General features: G+C 69.8%; 15 protein-coding genes and 1 pseudogene. 7 read left to right on the top strand and 9 right to left on the bottom strand.

Going from position 1 to position 21,107, the window contains the following annotated elements; translation table 11 throughout:
* Positions 1–628 precede the first annotated feature (628 nt).
* Genes pelA through FXO19_RS11570 form a run of 5 tightly spaced genes read right to left on the bottom strand, consistent with a single transcriptional unit; the run spans position 629 to position 5,410 of the window.
* Complete coding sequence (gene pelA / locus FXO19_RS11590; RefSeq protein WP_223115489.1) at positions 629–1,780, bottom strand: pectate lyase; 1,152 nt, start codon at positions 1,778–1,780, stop codon at positions 629–631.
* Positions 1,753–3,036 (bottom strand): TRAP transporter large permease, encoded by a 1,284-nt coding sequence (locus FXO19_RS11585; RefSeq protein ID WP_149195252.1) that lies wholly within the window; start codon positions 3,034–3,036, stop codon positions 1,753–1,755. Before FXO19_RS11585 ends, pelA begins: the two co-directional genes overlap by 28 nt.
* 3 nt (positions 3,037–3,039) lie before the next feature.
* Positions 3,040–3,570: a TRAP transporter small permease gene (locus FXO19_RS11580; protein ID WP_149195251.1), complete on the bottom strand. Its 531-nt coding sequence runs from the start codon at positions 3,568–3,570 to the stop codon at positions 3,040–3,042.
* 8 nt (positions 3,571–3,578) lie between these two features.
* The gene (locus tag FXO19_RS11575) at positions 3,579–4,571 is read right to left on the bottom strand and encodes a TRAP transporter substrate-binding protein (protein ID WP_149195250.1); all 993 of its coding nucleotides are present in this window, start codon (positions 4,569–4,571) and stop codon (positions 3,579–3,581) included.
* Positions 4,568–5,410, bottom strand: coding sequence for a 2-keto-4-pentenoate hydratase (locus tag FXO19_RS11570; RefSeq protein WP_149195249.1), 843 nt, complete (start codon positions 5,408–5,410; stop codon positions 4,568–4,570). The genes FXO19_RS11575 and FXO19_RS11570 overlap by 4 nt, the downstream gene beginning before the upstream one ends.
* A gap of 102 nt (positions 5,411–5,512) precedes the next feature.
* Here FXO19_RS11570 and FXO19_RS11565 point away from each other — a divergent pair, with 102 nt between their 5' ends.
* From FXO19_RS11565 to FXO19_RS11545, 5 genes are all read left to right on the top strand, one after another.
* On the top strand, positions 5,513–5,788 hold the full coding sequence (locus FXO19_RS11565; RefSeq protein ID WP_149195248.1) for a hypothetical protein: 276 nt from the start codon (positions 5,513–5,515) through the stop codon (positions 5,786–5,788).
* Between the two features lie 77 nt (positions 5,789–5,865).
* Positions 5,866–7,194, top strand: a complete 1,329-nt coding sequence (locus tag FXO19_RS11560) for a pectate lyase family protein (RefSeq protein ID WP_149195247.1) — start codon at positions 5,866–5,868, stop codon at positions 7,192–7,194.
* Between the two features lie 284 nt (positions 7,195–7,478).
* Positions 7,479–8,708, top strand: coding sequence for an alpha/beta hydrolase (locus FXO19_RS11555; RefSeq protein WP_425481467.1), 1,230 nt, complete (start codon positions 7,479–7,481; stop codon positions 8,706–8,708).
* Between the two features lie 192 nt (positions 8,709–8,900).
* Entirely contained in the window at positions 8,901–10,529 is a 1,629-nt protein-coding gene (locus FXO19_RS11550; RefSeq protein WP_149195245.1) for a carboxylesterase/lipase family protein, read from the top strand.
* Positions 10,530–10,681: 152 nt separating this feature from the next.
* Entirely contained in the window at positions 10,682–11,530 is an 849-nt protein-coding gene (locus FXO19_RS11545) for a rhamnogalacturonan acetylesterase (RefSeq protein WP_149195244.1), read from the top strand.
* Between the two features lie 265 nt (positions 11,531–11,795).
* Here FXO19_RS11545 and FXO19_RS11540 read toward each other — a convergent pair whose 3' ends face one another.
* Both FXO19_RS11540 and FXO19_RS11535 read right to left on the bottom strand, forming a co-directional pair.
* Positions 11,796–12,551, bottom strand: a complete 756-nt coding sequence (locus FXO19_RS11540) for a ThuA domain-containing protein (RefSeq protein ID WP_255516386.1) — start codon at positions 12,549–12,551, stop codon at positions 11,796–11,798.
* A gap of 231 nt (positions 12,552–12,782) precedes the next feature.
* Positions 12,783–15,575 carry a TonB-dependent receptor gene (locus FXO19_RS11535; protein WP_223115488.1) on the bottom strand — a complete coding sequence of 931 codons (2,793 nt, stop codon included), beginning with the start codon at positions 15,573–15,575 and terminating at the stop codon, positions 12,783–12,785.
* Between the two features lie 209 nt (positions 15,576–15,784).
* On the opposite strand from FXO19_RS11535, the gene FXO19_RS11530 reads away from it, so the two are divergent.
* On the top strand, positions 15,785–16,816 hold the full coding sequence (locus FXO19_RS11530; protein WP_149195243.1) for a sugar kinase: 1,032 nt from the start codon (positions 15,785–15,787) through the stop codon (positions 16,814–16,816).
* 225 nt (positions 16,817–17,041) lie between these two features.
* Here FXO19_RS11530 and sppA read toward each other — a convergent pair whose 3' ends face one another.
* Positions 17,042–18,928 (bottom strand): signal peptide peptidase SppA, encoded by a 1,887-nt coding sequence (gene sppA / locus FXO19_RS11525; protein WP_149195242.1) that lies wholly within the window; start codon positions 18,926–18,928, stop codon positions 17,042–17,044.
* 84 nt (positions 18,929–19,012) lie between these two features.
* Positions 19,013–20,368 (bottom strand): MATE family efflux transporter, encoded by a 1,356-nt coding sequence (locus tag FXO19_RS11520; protein WP_149195241.1) that lies wholly within the window; start codon positions 20,366–20,368, stop codon positions 19,013–19,015.
* Positions 20,369–20,604: 236 nt separating this feature from the next.
* On the opposite strand from FXO19_RS11520, the pseudogene FXO19_RS19830 reads away from it, so the two are divergent.
* Positions 20,605–20,920: pseudogene (locus tag FXO19_RS19830) on the top strand (DUF3667 domain-containing protein); the annotation flags it as partial.
* Between the last annotated feature and the right edge of the window lie 187 nt (positions 20,921–21,107).

The following is a 21,107-nucleotide window of genomic DNA, read 5'->3' as shown; positions in this document are numbered from 1 at the left end:
TGGCGGCGACGTACGGGTTCTATGCGTTCGCGGCGTTCGTGTCGATCTTCTTCGTACTGCGCTACGTGCACGAGACCCGCGGGCGCGAGTTGGAGCAGATGGTGGGGTGAGGGCGTGCCGGTGCGATTGCATCAGAGCCGGTGAGGTAACAGGCTTCGGATCCAGCGGCGCCCGGGCCGGGGCATGCTCCCCGGCTCGGTCCGCCATCCATGGCGGACTCGCCGCCGCAGGCCATCCATGGCCTGCTATCCGCATACCCCAGCCCGGACGCCGCACCGGCCATTCGCTTTCGGATGCTTGGAGGCCCTCCTACCGAAGCCAATGAGGGTTGGAGTGGGAGACGTGCCGTGGGGGTTGCGGAGAGCTGCACAGGGATGTGCAGCGGCCCTGAGTCCGGCCATGGATGGCCGGACCGAAGGGCGGAGCAATCCCCGCGGTGCGGCTCCCGCGCCCACGCGGCCTGCCGAAGCCCCTTCGCCTTGCGCTCATACGGATCTCCGGCTTCAGCCACAACGGCACAAAGCTGCAGCCGCTAGAACACCCGCATCACCAGAAGCTCGCGTACAGCGCCACCAGGATCGCGACCACCGCTAACGCGCCGATGTTGAAGGTGGAGGACGCGGGGGACTCAATCGCCGGCAGCGACCTTCCGTTTCCAGCGTGGATATTCGCGCTCGAGCAGGGCGTGCGGCCAGTCGCCGTACCACTGGTAGCCGGTGCGGCGCTCGCGCGGGATGTCGGCGTAGCGGGCGACGCGCTCGCCTTCGCGGGTGGCCAGCACCACGCTGTTGTCGGTCAGATCGTAGAAGCGCGCCCACAGCGGCGGCGCGTCGGCATCCTCGACCAGGCGCCGGTCGGTGGTGGCGGTGTGGTAGCGGTAGCGCACCGGTTCGGCCGCGGAGGTCTCCAGGCGCACGCCGTGCAGCGCGACGTCGCGGAACCAGGCCACGGCGGCGTCGACCGCCGCGACCACCTCCGGCGACGGCGCGGGAATCGACATCAGGTAGCGCACCACCGCGATGCTCTCCTGCGTGACGATCGCCGGCAGTTCGAAGCTGCGGCCCTGCGCCGGCGCCAGCGTGCGCGGATCGTACTGCCCGGCCCAGGCGGTCGCGCGTCCGTCCTGCCGCACCTGCAGGCGCAGCAGGCAGGCGTCGCCCCGCGCCACCGCCGCGCGTGCACGCGCGCGCAGGTCGTCGTCGACGAAGACGAAGCCGTCGCTGCCGGCCATCGCCTTGCGCAGCGTCGCCAGCACGCCCGGCGTGACCTCGTCGGCAATCGTGATCAGCGCGTGGTATGACGTGCTCGCCGGCACGGTATGCGGCCAGCCTCCGCATGCCTCGATCTGCTGCGCCAGGATGAACTCGAGGCCGCGCAGGCTCGCCTCGCGGAAGCGCGCGATGCCGGTCCGCGCATGCGCCTGCGCCAGGTATTCGACCTGGGTGTAGACGTTGCGGTTGTCGAAACTGCCGCCGGCGGTGTCCCGCTCGGCGTCGAGCCGGCGGCGCGCGTCGTCGTCGAGGATGCGCGCCGGGTCCCGGTTCTCGCGCCAGCCGCCATCGCGGCGCTGCTGCAGCACGATGTTGTCGGCGATCGTGGCGACATCGTCGGGCGCATGGCGCGGGTCGTCGTCGCCATGCAGGTTCTGCCAGTGGTGGATGGCGTCGGCGAACCCGTCCAGCGGGATCGGACCGGGACCGGCCGCCGCGGCCGGCAGGAGCGAGGCGGCCGCGAACAGCAGCGCGGCCAGGCCTAGATCTTGAACAGCGCCGGCAGCCACAGCGACAGTTGCGGGAACACGGTGACCACCAGCAGCACGCCGAGCGCCGCCAGCCAGAACGGCCAGATCGATTTCAGCGCCTCGCCGATGCCGATCTTGCCGATCGCGGCACCGACGAACAGCACCGAGCCGACCGGCGGCGTGACCAGGCCGATGCCGCCGGCCAGCACCAGCACCACGCCGAAGTGCAGCGGGTCGACGCCGAACGCCTTCGCCACCGGCAGGAAGATCGGCGTGCAGATCAGGATCATCGGCGCCAGGTCCATGAAGGTGCCCAGCAGCAGCAGGATCACCGCGATCAGCAGCAGCACGGTGTAGCGGTTGTCTGCGATCGCACTCAGCAGTTCCACCGCCGCCGCCGGCACCTGCAGGTAGGCCAGCAGCCAGCCGAACAGCGCCGCGGTGGCGATCACGAACAGGATCACCCCGGTGGTGCGCGCGGCGTGCGCGACCGCCTGCCGGAACGCGGACCAGTTGAGCATGCGATAGATCGCCACCGTCACCAGCAGCGCGTAGACCACCGCCATCGCGGCGCTCTCCACCGCGGTGAAGATGCCGGCGCGGATGCCGATGAAGATCAGCGCCACCAGCCCCAGGCCCGGCAGTGCCGACACCAGCCGCAGCAGCACCGCGCGCAGGCCCGGGAACGCCTCGACCCCGTAGCCGCGGCGGCGCGCGACCAGGTAGCCGGTGAACATCAGTGTCACCGTCATCAGCAGCGCCGGAACGATGCCGGCTGCGAACAGGTCGGCGATCGAGATGCCGCCGCCGACCGCGGCCGAGTACAGAATCAGGTTGTGCGAAGGCGGCACCAGCAGCGCCACCAGCGCGCCGGTGATGCTGACGTTGACGGCGAAGTCGCGGTCGTAGCCGCGCTTGACCATCTGCGGGATCATCGTGCCGCCGACCGCGGACACGTCGGCGATCGCCGAACCGGACACGCCGCCGAAGAACAGCGACGACAGGATGCTGACCTGGCCGAGGCCGCCGCGGATGCGCCCGACCAGTGCCGCCGCCAGCGCGATCAGGCGTTCGGAGATGCCGCCGCGCATCATGATCTCGCCGGCGAAGATGAACAGCGGAATCGCGATCAGCGAAGCGGTGCCGATGCCGGCGCCGACCTGCTGCGCCAGCACGATCGACGGCAGGTCCAGATAGAACAGCGCCAGCAGCGACGCCGCGGCCAGCGCGTACGCCACCGGCACGCCGATCAGCAGCAGCAGGATGAACGCGCCGAACAACAAAGCGATCGCCATGCCTCAGCCCTCGCCCTGGGTACGGTCGCCGGCGAGCGCCTGCGCCAGCTGCAGCAGCGCGAACAGCGCCATCAACAACCCGCCCAGCGCCAGCGGCAGGAAGACGATGCTCTGCGGCAGCGGCGCGCCGGCCATGCGAATGTCGATCCCGTCGAACAGCAGGCGCGCGCCCCACCACGCCAGGGTGGCGCCGATCACCAGGATCACTGCGGCGGCGATCGCCTCGCTCGCCTGCCGCAGCAGCGGCGGGAACGCCTGCGCCAGCAGATGGAAACGGAAATGACGGCGCTCGTGCACGCCGGCGGCGGCGCCGAAACTCATCGCGGCGCTCAGCAGCAGCAGCGTCACCGGCTCGGTCCAGCTCGGCGAATCGTTGAGCACGTAGCGTGCGAACACCTGCCAGCCCTGCACCGCCACCAGGCCGAGCATGGCGATGCCGGCGATCGCGACCGCGAGCGAGGACAGCCGCGTCAGCCCGCGCTGCAGCGCCGGGGACGCGGGGGAGGAAACGGTGTCGTGTTCGGCGGGACTCATCGGTCTCCTCAGGCGAATGCGCGGATGCGACGGTAGAGCGGCGCGATCTCGGGGCGGTGCAGGTAGTCGTCGAGCAGCGGCGCGGCCGCGGCGCGAAACGCCGCCATGTCGACATCGTTGAAGGCCACGCCGTGCGCCTGGACCGCATCGCGCGCGGCGCTTTCCGACTCGTCCCACAGCCGCCGCATCACCTGCACCGAGGCGCGCGCGGTGTCGAGCAGCAGTTCGCGGTCGGCCGGTGCCAGCGCCTCCAGGCTGCGGCGCGAGATCAGCAGCACGTCGGGGGCGTAGGAGTGCTCGCTTTGCGACCAGTACCCCGCCGCCTCGAAGTGGCGGCTGGAATGGAAGCTGCGCATGTTGTTCTCGGCGCCGTCGATCAGCCGCGTCTCCAGCGCCGAGAACACCTGGCCGAACGCCAGCGGCGTGGGATTGGCGCCGAACAGGCGCAGCAGCTGGATGAAGATGTCCGATGGCGGCACCCGGAACTTCAGTCCGCGCATGTCGTCCGGCGTGCGCAGCGGCCGCTGGGTGTTGTAGAAGCAGCGCGCGCCGCTGTCGTAGATCGCCAGCCCGACCAGGTCGCGCGCCTCGAAGCCGCGCAGCACCGCCGCGCCGACGTCGCCGTCGAGCGCGCGGCGCAGGTGCGCGACCGAATCGAACACGTACGGCAGGCACAGGGCCTCGGTCAGCGGGAAGGCGTTGTTGAGCGACCCGGTGTAGACGCGGGTGATGTCGATGGCGCCGAAGCGGGCCATGTCGATCGCATCGGACTCGCGCCCGAGCTGGCCGGAATGGTACAGGCGGATGCGCAGGCGGCCGTCGGTCTCGCGCGCCAGCGTCTCGCCGATCCACTTCACCGCCTCGACGGTGGGATAGCCGTCGACGTGCACGTCGGTGGCGGTGAGTTCGCCGGGCGCACCGCGCGCCAGCGCCGACAGCGGCAGCAGCGGCGCGGCGCACGCGCCGAGCCCCGCGGCAAGAAAGCGACGCCGATCGATCACGCCGCCTCCACCGCCGTCGCCGCCACCGCATGGCCCTCGATGTCGCCGTAGCCTTCGAACCGCACCCGCGTCGTCTGCCCGACCGCGATGTCGTGGATGCCGGTGGCATTGCCGGTGGCGATCAGCTCGCCGGCCTTGAGCGGACGGCCGCGCCGGGCCGAACGTGACAGCGCGAAGGCGTAGGCGGCGCGCAACCCGCCCGGCAGCAGCGTCGCGCCACCGGTGCCGACGCTGGCGCCGTCGATCCAGGTTTCCGCGCGCAGGCGCTCTTCGGGAATGTCACGCCAGTGTTCGATCTCGCCGCCGAGGATCAGCCCGTTGTTGTTGCCGAAGTCCGACACCACCACGCGCGGGCCGAGCGCGTTGATCGTGGCCAGGGGACTGCTGGCGATCTCGATGCCGATGTGCAGCGTCGCCGGCAGCGCGGCCGCCTCTTCCGGCGTCCAGTCGATCTTGTCGGCCGGCGCATCGGCCTGCAGCCGCAGCACGTACTCGGCCTCGACCGCGGCGAAGCCGCCGGCGAACACCGGAAATCCGACGCTGCCGTCGGCCGGCCACAGGTTGCGGCGGAAGATCGGCCCGAGCAGGCGCTCGTCGCCGGAGTCGTCGCGGCGCGGCGGCTGGATGTAGCCGACCTTCCAGCCGACCACTGTGTCCGGCCATTGCGCGATCGCCAGGTCCTGCACGCGGTAGGCGGCGACTAGGTCGTCCGGGATCGTACCCGGGAAGTCTGGCAGCGACGCACCCGCCAGCCGTGCCCGCACGAACGCGTCGGCGATCGTGCTCGCGGCCTGTCCCTGGTCCGTCGCCGCCGTGGCGCTGTCGTTGCGGTTGCTCAAGCTGGTTCTCCTGCGGAATCGGATGTTGCGGTGCACATGGCCCGCTCTCGGGTACCCGTATATGGTAAACCGGTGTCATTTTCAATGTGCAGCGCGGCATAAATGGGCATCAAGCTGCACGGCAGCAAACAATGTAGGAGCGCGCCATGCGCGCGATGCCGCGGGCATTTCGCCGCCCGCCAAATCCCGGTGACCGGCGCGCCTGCCGGTCCGGAATCGCGGCATCCCCCGGATCCTGCCGGCATCCGCGGCATCGCGCGCATGGCGCGCTCCTACGGCGAGGCCGGTCATCAATGGACGAGCCTGCAATGCCCGGAAAAGACGACCGCGATGTTGCAGTGCACATGGCGCAGGGCGTGGCCTTTCGTATACGGTTAACCGGTGTCATTTTGATGCTGCCACGTGGCAGCGCCGTTGCGACAATGCCGGCAGAACCGCCACCCGGGAGAAAATCGATGTATTCGTTCACGTCATTACTGGCGCGCCTGCTGCTGTCGCTGGCACTCGCCGGCCTGGTCTCGCCGGCCCTCGCCGCCGACCGGGCGCTCGCCTTTCCGGGGGCGCAGGGCTGGGCCGCGCACACGCCGGGCGGACGCGGCGGCAAGATCATCCGCGTCACCACCCTCGACGCCGAAGGTCCCGGCTCGTTCACCGAGGCGGTGCAGGCCAAAGGGCCGCGCATCGTGGTGTTCGAGGTCGGCGGCGTGATCGACCTCGGCGTTAAGACGCTGCGCATCGACGAGCCCCACCTGACCATCGCCGGCCAGACCGCGCCGCAGCCGGGCATCACCCTGATCCGCGGCGGGCTGGTGATCGCCGCCCACGACGTGGTGGTGCGGCACATCCGCGTGCGCCCGGGCGAGGCCGGTCTGGGCAAGCGCGCCGGCGTCGACTTCGACGCCATCACCACCCTGCGCGGCGCCCGCGACGTGATCGTCGACCACTGCTCGCTGACCTGGGCCACCGACGAGAACCTGTCGGCCTCCAGCACGCGCTTCGCGGGTGAGACCCCGGAGGAATGGCTGCAGAACGCTTCGCGCCGGATCACCTTCAGCAACAACATCATCGCCGAGGGCCTGGCGCATGCGACCCACGGCAAGGGCGAGCACTCCAAGGGCTCGCTGATCCACGACCACGTCAACGACGTGCTGATCGTCGGCAACCTGTACGCGCACAACTTCGAGCGCAACCCGCTGTTCAAGGGCGGCGCCCGCGGCCAGGTGCTCAACAACCTGATCTACAACCCCGGCCAGAAGGCAGTGCACTACAACCTGATCGCCGAGGAATGGCTGGAGCGCACCTACCAGACCGGGCAGATGATCCTGCGCGGCAACGTGATGCGCGCCGGGCCCGATACCCGCGAGCTGGCGTTCTTCATGATCGGCGGCTCGGGCGACATGGAATTCTATGCCGAGGACAATCGGGTGGTGGACACGATCGGCGAGGCGCTGCCGCAGACCGGCCGCTACACCACCGCGCCAGCCGAGCTGGTCGAGCTCGAGGCGGCGCCGGCACTGCCGTTCGGCGTCGAGCTGCTGCCGTCGGCGCAGGTGCAGGACAAGGTAATCGCCGAAGCCGGCGCCCGCCCCTGGGATCGGGACGAGATCGACCGTCGCATCGTCGCCGACGTGATCGAGGCACGCGGCGCGATCATCGACAGCGAGCAGGACGTCGGCGGCTACCCGGACCATCCCGAGACGCGCCAGGCCTTCGTGCCGGAGGACTGGGATCTGGACACGATGGAGCCGCGCAAACCGCTCCCGCGCGGCGAACCGCTGCGCTGATGGCACTGCGGGATTCGGCCGCCACGTTGTCGTCCTTCGGCGGAGGGCGTGCTGCGCTGCCCCTCCTTGGGAAAGAGCAAATCCCCCCTGCCCCCCTTTTTCAAAGGGGGGAAAGCGTCGGCCATTGCGCCCGATCCGAAGCCCGGCTTCTCCCCCCCTTTGAAAAAGGGGGGCAGGGGGGATTTGCTTGGCGCCCGGCGCAAGCAACAACCAAAGCAAATCCCCCTCAATCCCCCTTTTTCAAAGGGGGAAGAACAGCGACAGCAATCCCCGGCACCCGCGTATTGCGCAGGGGCGCTCGCCCCCTCTTTTGCAAAGGGGAAGATTCTGGACGCCGAAGGGCATGGGCGGCACTGATCGGGCTGGTACTCGCGTTTGCTGCACCCCCGACGCTCGCGACGCCCGTGCCATCCAGCGAATCCGCGACCGAAGCCGCTTCCCGGATCTGGCTATGGCCGGACCGCACCGCGCCTGGCTCTCAACGTGTCGCCGCGCGCCAGGCCATCGTCGAGCGTAGCGACGATCCGGCGCTGCCGGACCGCATCGTCACCGGTGTGACCCAGCCGTACCTGGTCGTCTACCGGCCGTCGCGAGCCGACGGCAGTGCATTGCTGGTGATCCCCGGCGGCGGCTACGAACGCGTGGTGCTGGACAAGGAGGGCACGGCACTGGTGCCAGCCTTCGTCGAGCGGGGTGGTGTCACCCTGTTCGTGCTGCGCTACCGCCTGCCCGGCGACGGCCACGAGAACACGCGCGATGCACCATTGGCCGACGCACAGCGTGCGCTGCGGCTGGTCCGCACGCGCGCCGGCGAATGGAACCTGGATCCGGCGCGGATCGGCGTACTGGGCTTTTCCGCCGGCGGCCATGTTGCCGCCAGCCTGGGCACGCGCTTCGACGAACGCGTGTACGCACCGGTCGATGCGCATGACGAGGCCAGCGCGCGCCCGGACTTCATGGCGCTGATCTATCCGGTCATCGACATGGGTGAAGGGGTGCGCTGCGCGGCCACCGGCCGCGGGGCCCCCGGACGCCCGTCCACGGATGTCCGGACCGGACTCCCCGGAAGCGACGACCGACATGCCAAAGCCCAGCACGAGGTCTGCGCACCCGTCTTCCACCCCGGCTCGCGCGAACGCCTGCTCGGCGCTGCGCCGCTGCCGGAGCACGTGACCGCCTATTCCCTGCAGACCCGCATCCGTGCCGGCACACCACCGACCTTCCTGCTGCATGCCGCGGACGACGACGCGGTGCCGGTGGAGAACAGCCTCGTATTCCACCGCGCGCTGCGCCGCGCCGGCATCCCGGCCGAGTTGCATGTGTACCCGCACGGCGGCCACGGCTTCGGCGTGCGCGGCACGGCCGGGACCTCGCTGGCGCTGTGGCCGCAGATGGCGATCGCATGGATGCGGGAAACGGGGGGCGCTCGCGCCGCCGAAGCGGCGAAAGCGCCAGATCGATCCGATATTGGCCAAACCTCCGTCGTCGCCCCGGCGAAGGCCGGGGCCCAGTGACTTCGCGCCTCATCTCCGGCACACGACACCGCCGAAACCCTCCGGCCAACCCCCGAAACACGCCCAACGACTTCGAATTTCTCCCGGAAAGCCACTGGATCCCCACCTGCGCGGGGATGACGGGGCATGGGCGATGGCAGTGACGACCTGCATCGCATCCGATCCGTGACGCACATCGAGCGAACCAAAGCCATGCATGACGCCACCCGCACCGATGCACTCGACGACAACGACCGCCGCGGCTTCCTCAAGGGCGCCGCGATGCTCGGCGCCGGCCTCGCCCTTCCCGCCTGGGCGCATGCCGCCGCGGGCGAGGCGCCGGCGCTCGCCACGACGCGCAGCGGTCGCATCCACGGCTACGTGGATCGCGGCGTGCACGTGTTCAAGGGCGTCCCCTACGGTGCCGATACCGCCTCGCGCCGCTTCCTGCCGGCGCTGCCGGAACTCCCCTGGGAGGGCATTCGCGACGCCACGGCCTACGGCGCCTCGGCACCGCAGCGGGGCAACGACGAGACGACGAGCGAGGACTGCCTGTTCCTCAACGTGTGGACGCCGGGCCTGCGCGACGGCGGCAAGCGGCCGATCCTGTTCTACATCCACGGCGGCGGCTTCGACAACGGCTCCGGCAGCGACCCGCTGTACGACGGCGCCAACCTGTGCCGGCGCGGCGACGCGGTGGTGGTCACGGTCAACCATCGCCTCAACGCCTTCGGCTATCTCCATCTCGCCCGCCTCGCGGGAGACGCGTACGCCGTCTCCGGCAACGTCGGCCAGCTCGACCTGGTGCAGGCGCTGCAATGGGTGCGCGAACACGCCGACGAGTTCGGCGGCGACGCCGGCAACGTCACCACGTTCGGGCAGTCCGGCGGCGGCGCCAAGATCGCGACCTTGATGGCGATGCCGGCCGCGCGCGGCCTGTTCCACCGCGCCTGGACCATGAGCGGGCAACAGGTCACCGCCGCCGGCCCGCGCGCGGCCACGCAGCGCGCGCAACTGTTCCTGGAAACGCTGGGGCTGGCATCGGACCAGGTCGACCGTCTGCGCACCCTGCCGGCTGAGCGACTGCTCGAAGCCACCACCGTGCGCGACTTCTCGCGCGTCGAGGATAGTCGCCTGTACTTCGGCCCGGTGCTGGACGGGCGTTCGCTGCCGGTGCATCCGTTCTGGCCCGAGGCCCCCGTGCAGTCGGCCGATATCCCGATGGTGATCGGCAACACCCGCGACGAGACCCGCGCCTTCCTCGGCAACGACCCCGCCAACTTCGAGCTGCGCTGGGACGACCTGCCGGCGAAGCTGGAGAAGCAGCAGTTCGTCGACATCGATCCGGACGTGGTGATCGCCGAATACCGGCGCATGTATCCGGACTACACGCCGTCGGAGGTGTTCTTCGCCGCCACCACCGCAGGCCGCTCCTGGCGCGGCGCGGTCGAAGAAGCCGAGGCGCGGGCGCGGCAGCGGGGCGGCGCACCGACCTGGGCATACCAGCTCGACTGGTATCCGCGCGGAGGCGGCGGAGAGAAGTTCCGCGCCTTCCACACCCTCGACATCCCGCTGGTGTTCGACACCCTCCGCCAGCCCGGCTCGCGGACGGGCGAGACCGCCGCCGCGCAGCGGATGGCGGGGCGCATGAGCGAGGCATTGCTGGCATTCGCGCGTACCGGCGATCCAAACCACGCGGGGATTCCCGCATGGGCGCCCTACTCGCTCGACAAGCGCGAAACGATGGTCTTCGACGATGCCAGCCGGCTCGAGAACGACCCGCGGGGCGGCGAGCGCCGGCTGTACCAGCGCGTCCCGTTCGTGCAGCGCGGAACGATGTGAACCCGCCGGTCCTCCAACCACCGCCGTTATCCCCGCGAAGGCGGGCATCCAAGGACTTCGCCTTTCAAGGCCCAACGTCCATGGATGCCCGCCTTCGCGGAGATGACGATCAAAAAGCAGACTCCCCCAGTTCCACGACACGGAGCCCACTGATGAAACTTCGTTCTTTCGCCTTGGCGTCAGCCCTTTTGATCGCCACCGGCCTCGCCACCGCACAGGACGCCCGCCCACCGGCGACGCCGATCCACGCCGACAAGATCATCCTGGTCGGCGACTCGACGACCGCGGTCCAGAGCGGCTGGGGCTCCTCGTTCTGCTCGCATCACGTCAGTTCCTTCATCGCCTGCCTCAACCTCGCGCGCGGTGGCCGCAGCAGCTACAGCTACCGCGCAGAAGGTTCATGGGACATCGCGCTGGCGGAGATGAAGACGGGCGCCTACGACCGCACCTGGGTGCTGGTGCAGTTCGGCCACAACGACCAGCCCGGCAAGCCCGGCCGTTCGACCGATCTGGCCACCGAGTTCCCGGTCAACATGCGCCGCTATGTCGAGGAGATCCGCGCCGCCGGCGCGCGACCGGTGCTGGTTACGCCGTTGACGCGACGCATGTTCGAGGATGGCCGGCTCGACGACGACCTCGCGCCGTGGGCCGACGCGATCCGGAAGGTCGCGAAGGAGATGGAGGTGCCGCTGGTCGATCTGCACGCGCGCAGCGTCGCCGCGGTGCAGGCACTGGGTCCGGTGCAGTCGATGCGCTTCGCCGAGATCCCGCCGGTCTCGTGGATGATCGCCGCCGCACAGACCGGCACCACGGTCGACCATGAGGTGCCGCCGATGCCGGACGCACCGCCCGACCCCGGTGGCCGCCCGCCGCTCGGCCAGCCGAAGTGGCAGTTCGACTACACCCACCTCGGTGTCGAAGGCGCGGACTTCTTCGCCGCGATGGTCGCCGACGAACTGAGCCGCGCGGTGCCCGAGCTGCGCGAGCGGATGTATCCGTGATGCGCGAGCGCCCGCGGCGCCATCGCGCCGCGGGCATGGAAGCGTCAACCGGACTCAGGCCATATCGACGTTCACCACGCAGCCTATCCCTGTAGGAGGGGCTTCAGCCCCGACCCCGCCGAGAGCCGAGCGGAGCGGGATTCCCGGCCCTCGCCTGCGCGAGGGCGAAAGCCCATCACTGCATGAGCCCCGCGCGCGCGCGCTCCCATGCGATGGTGGCACTTGCCTGTGCGACGAGGCTCGAACCGCCAACCGGTGAAGCGCCTCAGCAGGCGTCGTCGATACCCGTGACGTAACGCAAACCGCGCGCCACGTGCCGCAGGAACACGGCGTCGGCATAGAGGCGGCTGTCGTGGCCGAGGCCGGTGTACCAGGTGCGGCCGCCGTCGTATTCGCGGCACCAGGCGATCGGGTGATCCCCGTCCATGGTGCTGCCGACGAAGTCGGACGGTTCAAGCGCCGCGATCACCTCGACCCGCTCGCGCGGATTGCGGCGGAAGTTGTAGAACTCGTCGGTGACTTGCCAAGGCCGGTCGTCGCTTCCGATCCCCATCGCCGCCGGATCGGCCAAGCGGATCCGCGAGGTCTGCAGGCCCGGCGGGTGGCCGTCGAACCAGGCGCCGACGAGTTCGCCGTACCAGGGCCAGTCGTACTCGGTGTCGGAGGCCGAATGCAGGCCGAGAAAGCCGCCGCCGTTGCGGATGAACGCCTCCATCGCCGCCTGCTGCGATGCGTCGAGTACGTCCTGGGTCGTGTTGGCGAACACCACCGCGCGATAACCGGACAGGTTGTCCTCGGTGAACGAGGCGCCGTCCTCACTGTGTACGATCGCGATGCCGTGCTCCGCACCGAGTTCACGCAGCGCGGCGACGGCGTCGGGAATGGAGGCGTGGCGAAAGCCGGCGGTCTTGGTGAACACCAGCACGCGCACGTCGGGATCGTCCTGCGGCGATGCCGACATCGCCTCGTGCGCTGGCGCCAGCCAAAACGCCGCCGCCACCGCGGCGAGGCCGGCGATCATGCCCGCCGCACGACGCGGCCCGCGAGATGCGCGTCGCGAATCGGTTGAAAAGATCAATGTTCCCGCAGACATCGACGTCACCTCCAGACGTCACCGATCTTGGCCGTCCGGACGTTTCCGCGCAACCCGAACACGCCTTCGGGCCGGACGCCGGATTCGGCGGCCGACACGCAAAGCATCGCCGCCGCCGCTTGCGCGGCGACGGCGGTACCCGGCGTCACGCCGACGGCATCAGAACCGGTAGCGGAACCCGACCTTGTAGACCCGGCCGGTATGGTCGTACTCGTAGCGCCGGCGAGCGGTGATGTCGGTCCAGCGATCCTGGTAGTCGTCGGTCAGGTTCAACCCCTCCAGGGTCACCTCGAAGTTCTCGTTGATCTTGTAGCCCAGCGAGGCATCGACGCTCAACGTGCCGTCATAGCCTTCGAAGCGGTTGCCGGTGCCGCTGGTCCCGTCGAGATAGTCGCTGCGATAGGCGGCCGAGACGCGCGCGTCGAAGCGGTCGTTCTCATAGAACAGGGTGAAGTTGTACGAGTTCTTCGACAGGCCGAACAGGCGCTCGGTCACGATCTCGTCGCCGAAGGTGTAGTCGACCTCGGAATCGACCCAGGTGTAGTTGCCGATCACGCCCATGTTGCGCAGCACCGGCACGCCCTCGGCGAACAGCGACAACGGCATCTGGAAGCCGAGCTCGAAGCCCTTCAGCTCGCCGCCGGGCCCGTTGTCGATGGTGGAGATGGTCCACGGCCGGCCTTCGGGATTCTGTTCCGCCGGCGAGGTCGGCACCAGCAGCGACAGCGGCAGGCCGGTGGAGGCGTAGGTGCCGGTACGCTCGGCCCGGATCGGGCGCGAGTCGATGTCCTTGTAGAACAGCGCCAGCGACAGGATCGACTCCGGCGCGAAGTACCACTCCAGCGAGGTATCGAAGGCCGTGGCACGGGTCGGATCGAGGAAGGGATTCTGGAAGGAAACCCGGTAGTTGAAGCTGTCGACGCTGCCGCCCGGGGTGAGGTTGCCCAGGCTCGGCCGGGTCATCACCTTGGCGGCGGACATGCGCCAGATCAGGTCCGGGGTGAGCGACCAGGCGAAGTTGGCCGACGGCAGCGTGTCCGAGTAGGTCGGGCGATCGACGTAGACGTAGACGCCGGAGTTGTAGCCGCTCGAGGACTGCTTGGTTTCGACGTAGCGCACGCCGAGATCGAAGCGGAAGTCGCGCCCGGCGAGTTCGGTGGCGCCGTTGAGCTGCACGAAGTATGCGGTGTCCTTCTCATCGACCTGGCGGACGTTGCCCTGGTCCTCGCGCATCGGCAGGCCGCGCAGGCCGATGAAATCGTTCCAGGCGTCCAGGTTCGGGATGGTCCAGCGCGTGGTCGAACCAGCGCCGGTGTCGTCATCGAAATCGTAGATCACCGACAGGTCGCTGGTGGCGGGAATGCCGTAGAAGTCGTCGACGCCGTCGCCGTCCGGATCGCAGTCGAACAGGCCGGCGGCGCAAACACCCGAGTCGCGGATGCCGCCCCAGGTCTCGAAAGCGAACTGGCGATGGGTCATGCCGGCCTGCAGCCAGTACGAGGGGCTGAAGGCCCACTCCACGTCGGCCGAGATCGTGTCGAAGGTATGGTCGGTGCGGCTCGGGCGGTCGCGGAACTCCGACATCTGGAAGTTCGCCGGATTGGTGACGTCGGCGCCGTTGTACGCGAGCACCGGCTTCTTGTCGTCGGTGTAGTCGTAGACGAAGCCGTCGTAGCCGCGGTCGTCGTACATGTAGGTGATCTCGTGCGGGAACTCGAGTTTCGACGTCGAGCGGCCCAGCATCAGATGTCCCTTCACCGTATCGGAGAAGTGCTGCTCAAGATTGGCGCTCCATTGCGTGAACTCGGTCGTCCAAACCTTCTCGAAGTTCTCGGAGCGCACCCAGGCGTTGTCGACCTCCATCCTCGTCAGGTTATTGGTCGACGGGTCGAGGGTGTAGTCGGTGACGTCCATGCCCCCTTCATTGCCGCGGAACAGCACTTCCAGGTATCGCTCGCGACGGGCCGCGTCGAGCTTGGAATGCAGCACGTCGATGCTCAGCCGCGTGGAATCGCTCGGCCGCAGTTCGAAACTGCCGGTCAGCCCCAGGCGTTCGCGCTCGACCTCGATCTCGCCGTAGCGGGGAATACGCGGGTGGAAGCCGTCGGCGACCTCGGCGCAGCCAGCATCGCCAGGGTTGTCGGCGCAAATCACGCCACCCACCGAACGGAACTGCGCCTGCTGCCACCGCACCGTGTTCTGGCCCAGTTCCTTGGTGGTGTTGTCCGAATAGGCTGCCGAGAACGACACGCCCCAGACATCTTCGGGATCACGGTAGGCGAACAGCGCCGCCGTGCGCGGCCCGGTGTCCTCGGTGAGATCGTTGTACTGCGCCTCGCCGGATACCACGAAGGTGCGGCCGTGCTCGAAGCCGAACGGATTGCCGGTATTGAGGTCGACCACCGCGCCCAGCGATCCCTCGTCGAGGCTGGCCGAGGCGGTCTTGTGCACGATGATCGAGTTGAACAGTTCGGAGGCGAACACGTTGTAGTCGAAGTCGCGGCCGCGGTTGGGCCCGCCCTCGCCGCCGGTGGCGGCGATCGCCTCCATGCCGTTGACGCGCACGCGGGTGAATTCGCCGGACAGGCCACGCACGGAGATGTTGCGGCCCTCGCCGGAGTCGCGGGTGATGGTGATGCCGGGGATGCGCTGCAGCGACTCGGCCAGGTTCTGGTCCGGGAAGTCGGCGATATCCTCGGCGACGATCGCGTCGATCGCGCCGACGCTGTCGCGCTTGAGGTCGAGCGCCTTGACCAGGCTGGCGCGGTAGCCGACGACCTGCACCGTGTCGAGTTCGGTGGCGTCGCGCACCGTGGCAGCCGGTTCCGCCGGCGCCGGCTGCGATGCAGGCTCCTGGGCGATCGCGGTGGCGACCGTCATCTGCAGTGCCAGCCCGATCGCTGCGGCAAGCAAGGTAACCGGTGTCTTTTTTGTCTCGATTGGATACCGCATCACAACCCTCCTCTGACGTCATTCCGCTCTTTGGGCGGTTCTTGACTGGATGAACCCGCTTGATATGGTGTACCGAGCGGCCAAAATGACACCGCTGGTCAAAACCGTAGCAAAACTCGCCCGCCGAAGCATGCTGCGTTGCGGCAACGGTTTCCGGGCACTCTTGGCACCCACACTCTGGCCTCCATGAACGGCATCGGACGACTGACATGACGCAACGACGGATCCTGTGTTTCGGCGAGCTGTTGCTGCGGCTCGGGGCCCCCGGCCGCGAACGGCTGCTGCAGACGCCGGCATTGACGGTGCATGTCGGCGGCGCCGAGGCCAACGTGGCGGTGGCGCTGGCGCGGTTCGGCCATGCCGCGGCGATGGCCGGCACCGTGGCCGACAACGCCCTCGGCGAGGCCGCCCTCGGCGAGCTGCGCCGGCACGGGGTCGACACCCGCGGCGTGCGCCGGACCGGCGGGCGCATGGGCCTGTACTTTCTCGCCACCGGCGCCGGCCTGCGCCCGAGCGAGGTGCTGTATGACCGCGCCGGTTCCGCGTTCGCGCTGGCCGCGGCGGATGCCTACGACTGGCCGGCGCTGCTGCGGGACATCGACTGCTTGCACCTGTCAGGGGTGACGCCGGCGGTCGGCGCGGATGCCGCAGCCGCGGCGGTCGCCGCGGCCGAAGCAGCCGCCGCCGCGGGCACCCTGGTGTCCTTCGACGGCAACTTCCGGCAGCGGCTGTGGGCGGCGTGGGACGGCGATCCGGCAGCGATCCTGCGCCGGCTGCTGGCCGCCGCCGAGCTCGCCTTCGCCGACCATCGCGACATCGCCGTGGTGCTCGGCGAGGATCCCGCGACCGGCGCCGACGTTCCCCACGAGGCCCGGATCGTCGCCGCCGCCGGCCGCGCCTTCGCAGCGTTTCCGCGGCTGCAGCGCATCGCCAGCACGCTGCGCACCCAGCACAGCGTCGATCGGCACACGCTCGGCGCGATCCTGGTCACCCGCGCCGGCGCCGTGCACCGCGCGCCGGCGCGCGAGCTCGAGGCGATCGTCGACCGCATCGGCACCGGCGACGCCTTCGCCGCCGGCGTGCTGCACGGCCTGCTCACCGACATGGGCGATGCCGACGCCCTGCGTTTCGGGCTGGCGGCCGCGTGCCTCAAGCATGCCCTGCCCGGCGACTTCGGCCTGGCCGATGCCGAGGACATCGCCGCCTGCGCGCGCGAGGACCGGCTCGACGTCAGGCGCTGAGCGCGGCCGTCCCGGGCAAGCTTGCCGACGTTTCGTAGGAGCGCGCCATGCGCGCGATGCCGCGGGTGCCGGCAGGATCCGGTGGATGCCGCGATTCCAGGCCGGCAGGCGCGCCGGTCATCGGAATTTACGGCCGGCGAACTGCCCGCGGCATCGCGCGCATGGCGCGCTCCTACGAAACTGCGGCACGCGATTGCGATGCCGCATTGAGCCGGGGCGGCCGATTTAGAACACCGGGCAGAAGCAGTACGCCATGGCCTTGGCCGGCGTACCGCGGTCGTTCGCCAGCGCCTGCTCGAACACGCGCACGTGTCGCTCCATCTCCGGCACCGTGCGCGCCAGCAGCACCTGCGCCAGGCCGGCGTCGTGCAGCAGCGAGGCACCGATCCGGGTGCCGGCCAGGCCGGACAGGAACTGCGCGAACGGCGACGGCGCCTTTTCGATGTAGCGCACGCGGTAGTCGCCTTCCTCCAGCTCGGCGCGGCGGGCGGCATCGGCGATCGCGTCGCGGAAGCCGCCGAGCTCGTCGACCAGACCGCGATCGCGGGCCTGCGCCCCGCTCCAGACCCGGCCGCGGGCGACACGGTCGATCGCCGCCGGCTGGGCACCGCGGCCGGCGGCGACCTTGGTGACGAAGTCGTCGTAGATCTTCTCGACGCTGGACTGGATCAGGCGCCCGACGTCCGGCTCCAGCGGCCGGGTGATGTCGAACGCGCCGGCCAGGCGCGTGGTGCCGACGCCGTCGGTGTGCACGCCGATGCGGTCGAGGGTGCGGGTGATGTTGGGGAACAGGCCGAATACGCCGATCGAACCGGTGATGGTCGAGGGATCGGCATAGATGCGGTCGGAGTTCATGCTGATCCAGTAGCCGCCGGACGCGGCCACGTGGCCCATCGACACCACCACCGGCTTGCCGGCCGCTTTCAGCGCCTCGACCTCGCGGTTGATCTGCTCGGAGGCATAGGCGGAACCGCCCGGCGAGTTGACCCGCAGCACCACCGACCGGATCTGTTCGTCCTCGCGCGCCTCGCGCAGCAGCGCGGCGGTGGATTCGCCGCCGACATTGCCCGGCGGCTGGTCGCCTTCGCTGATCGCGCCCTCGGCCACGACCACCGCCACCTGCGGCTCGCGGCCGAGCTTGGGACCGTCGCGATCGACGTGGGCGAGATAGCCGTCCAGCGCGACGTTGCGGTAGCCGCCTTCGGCATCGTCGTCGGCGACGCCACGCTCGGTCAGCAGCTGCTCCACTTCCTCGCGCGTCTTCAGGCCGTCGACCAGCTTCCGCTCCAGCGCGTAGCGCGCCAGGTCGCCGCCGAGCGCGGCAACGCCGTCGGCCATGCCGTCGATGCCGGCTTCCAGCTGCTCGACGCTGAGCTTGCGCGCCCGGGCGATGTCGCCGAGGTGGCGCTGCCACAGGTCGTTGAGCCAGTACAGGTCGGCCTCTTTGGCCTCGGGCGAAGCGGCGTCGAGCACGTAGGGCTCCACCGCGGATTTGAATTCGCCGACCTTGAACACGTGGATGTCGACGCTGAGCTTGTCCTGCAGCGCCTCGCCGAAGTACGGGCCATAGCTGGCGAAGCCCTCGAGCACGACGCCGCTGCCCATGGGGTCGATGTAGACCTCGTCCGCCTGCGCCGCCAGCAGGTAGGCGCCCTGCGAGAAGCCTTCGCCGTAGGCGACGAGCTGCTTGCCGGACGCGCGCAGGTCGCGCAGCGCGCCGGCGACCTCGCGCAGGGTGGCGATGCCCGACGGCTGCAGCCGGTCGACGCGCAGAAACACGCGCTCGATCCGGTCGTCGTCCGCCGCCGCCTCGATCGCGCGCAGCAGATCGCGCAACTGCACTTCGACGGCACGCTCGTCGCCCATCATCTTCGCCAGCGCGCGGGAAGCCGGATCGGCGGTGTACTGCTCGACGATGCGTCCTTCCGGCGCGATCACCAGGGTGGTGCGATCGAGCAGCGGCCGGCCGGCGCCGCCCGCCGCCAGCGCCAGCAGGATCAGCAGCACGACGAAGAACAGCAGGTTGAAGACCAGTTGCCGGGTGAAATTGATCGCGCCCCAGATGCCTGCCAGGACGCGGACAATGGGACCGCGACGACGCGGTTCGTTCATCGGGTGGTACTCCGGGGGGAATCGGGACTGTCCACAGCTTAGCCGGCCGGCGGCCGGCTTTCATGCGCCGGAGGTCACCGTGCCCTAGGCCACCCGCCGGCTGCTGCGCAGGAAGCGCAACCCCAGCAGCAGCGCGGCTACGGTGAGGCCGGCGATCAGGCCGATCCACATTCCACGCGGGCCCCAACCCAGGCCCAGCCCCAGCCCTGCGCCCAGTGCCATGCCCACGCCCCAGTACGCCAGCGCCGCCAGCACCATCGGCACCCGGGTGTCCTTGAGCCCGCGCAATGCCCCGGCCGACAGCACCTGCACCCCGTCCGGGAACTGGAACGCCGCGGCCAGCAGCAGCAACGAGGCCGCCAGCGTGGCCACCGCCGCATCACCGGTGTACAGGCCCGCCAGCAGCTCGTTGCCGGTCAGCAGCGCCACCCCGGTGATGCTCTGGCTCGCCAGCACCAGCAGCAGGCCGGCGAAGGCGGCACGGCGTACCCCGTCGGCGCCGTGGCCGCCGCCGATTGCGTGCCCGACCCGCACCGTGGTCGCCTCCGCCAGGCCGAACGGCACCATGAAGCACAGTGCGGCGACGTTGACCGCGATCTGGTGCGCCGCCGCCGGCACCTCGCCGAGGCGGCCGATCAGCAGCGCGGTGACGATGAACAGTCCGCCCTCCATCGCCACCGTGACCCCGATCGGCAGGCCCACGCGCAGCAGTTCGCGGATCGACGCCCAGCGCGGCGGATCGAACCGCGCGAACAGGCCGAGGTCGGCGAAGCGTCGCGCGCGCCGCAGGTACAGTGCGAAGGCGATCGTCTGCGTCCACATCATGATCGCCGACGCGGCGCCGATGCCGCCAGCGCCGAGCTCGGGCACGCCAAAGCCGCCGAAGGTGAGCAGGATGCCCAGCGGCACCAGCAACAGCAGCCCGCCGAAGCCGAACACCATCGTCGGCAGGGTCCAGTGCAGGCCGTCGCTGAGGTAGCGCATGCAGTAGTAGAGGGTCAGCGCCGGCACGCCCCAGCGGATCCCATGCAGGAATGCGGCCGCACCGGGGCGAATGCCCTCGGCGATCCCCAGCGGCGCCAGCGCATGCACGCTGAAGGTCATGAACGCGAACAGCAGCAGGCCGAGCGCCGCCGCCAGCCACAGCGACTGCCGGAACAGCGCGCCGATCTCGTGGCGGCGACCGCCGCCGTCGAGCTGCGACACCGACGGCGGCAGCGCCATCAGCGTGCCCATCGGGATCATGATCGGCAGCCAGAACATCGCGGTGCCGATCGAGACCGCCGCCAAGGTGGCGGTCCCGTGGCGGCCGGCGATCATGCTGTCGACGAAACCGATCAGGCCGGTGGCGACGTGACCCACGACCAGCGGGCCTGCGAGCACCGCGGTGGTGCGCACCTCGCGGCCGAAACGCGCGCGGGGAGAAGCGGAAGAAGACATGGGGAGACGGCTCGGACGACTGCGGCCGCGCGGCCGAACGGATGTCGGGCGCTGGCGCCGGGTCGCCGCGGACCGTTATCTTAGCCGTCCGGCAAGCCGGTCGGAACCGGAGCGCATGCCGTCCGTGGTTCCCGCGGCGCCGACACCGGCGCGGGACCGCGCACGCGGCGGACGCCGCACCAGGCGCCGGACGCACGCCGCATGCGGCATCACGGAAATCACGGGGGACCGCACGCATGTCAGAACCCGATCCGCGCAATCCGGCACCGCTGCCGCTGCGCGTCTGCGAAAACTGCAGCACCGCCCTGCAAGGCGCCTTCTGCCATCTCTGCGGCCAGTCCGAGCACAGTCCGACGCGGCACCTCGGCCACGCCATCGAGGAGGTGTTCGAATCGTTCTGGCACCTGGACGGGCGCATCTTCCGCACCCTGCGCGACCTGTTCGTGCCCGGCCGCATCGCCGTGCGCTACCTGTCCGGGAAACGAGTGTGCTACGTCGCGCCGATGCGGCTGTTCGTGATCCTGAGCCTGTTGACGGTGTTCGTGGCCAAACTCGCGATCGGCGATGCGCTCGCGCTGCAGGACGCCGAGCGCATCGCCGAAAGCCAGGCGGTGGCGACCTATGCGGTGGACAAGGACAGCTTCGCCGCTGCGGAATCGACCACGGCGGTGGATGCGCTGCGCGAGCGCGAACTGGACCGGCTGGCCGCCGAACGCGCGGCGCTCGGCGCCGATGCCTC

The sequence above is a fragment of the Luteimonas suaedae genome, from assembly GCF_008312895.1.
Lineage (GTDB): Bacteria > Pseudomonadota > Gammaproteobacteria > Xanthomonadales > Xanthomonadaceae > Luteimonas > Luteimonas suaedae.
This window is presented reverse-complemented; position numbering and strand designations above follow the sequence as displayed.

What these genes read in the sequence shown, in the direction of transcription:
- FXO19_RS11585 (WP_149195252.1), bottom strand. Translation starts at nt 3,036, where the DNA reads ATGGCGATCGCTTTGTTGTTCGGCGCGTTCATCCTGCTGCTGCTGATC.
- FXO19_RS11580 (WP_149195251.1), bottom strand. Translation starts at nt 3,570, where the DNA reads ATGAGTCCCGCCGAACACGACACCGTTTCCTCCCCCGCGTCCCCGGCG.
- FXO19_RS11565 (WP_149195248.1), top strand. Translation starts at nt 5,513, where the DNA reads ATGGGCATCAAGCTGCACGGCAGCAAACAATGTAGGAGCGCGCCATGC.
- FXO19_RS11560 (WP_149195247.1), top strand. Translation starts at nt 5,866, where the DNA reads ATGTATTCGTTCACGTCATTACTGGCGCGCCTGCTGCTGTCGCTGGCA.
- FXO19_RS11550 (WP_149195245.1), top strand. Translation starts at nt 8,901, where the DNA reads ATGCATGACGCCACCCGCACCGATGCACTCGACGACAACGACCGCCGC.
- FXO19_RS11545 (WP_149195244.1), top strand. Translation starts at nt 10,682, where the DNA reads ATGAAACTTCGTTCTTTCGCCTTGGCGTCAGCCCTTTTGATCGCCACC.
- FXO19_RS11540 (WP_255516386.1), bottom strand. Translation starts at nt 12,551, where the DNA reads ATGATCGCCGGCCTCGCCGCGGTGGCGGCGGCGTTTTGGCTGGCGCCA.
- FXO19_RS11535 (WP_223115488.1), bottom strand. Translation starts at nt 15,575, where the DNA reads ATGCGGTATCCAATCGAGACAAAAAAGACACCGGTTACCTTGCTTGCC.
- FXO19_RS11530 (WP_149195243.1), top strand. Translation starts at nt 15,785, where the DNA reads ATGACGCAACGACGGATCCTGTGTTTCGGCGAGCTGTTGCTGCGGCTC.
- sppA (WP_149195242.1), bottom strand. Translation starts at nt 18,928, where the DNA reads ATGAACGAACCGCGTCGTCGCGGTCCCATTGTCCGCGTCCTGGCAGGC.
- FXO19_RS11520 (WP_149195241.1), bottom strand. Translation starts at nt 20,368, where the DNA reads ATGTCTTCTTCCGCTTCTCCCCGCGCGCGTTTCGGCCGCGAGGTGCGC.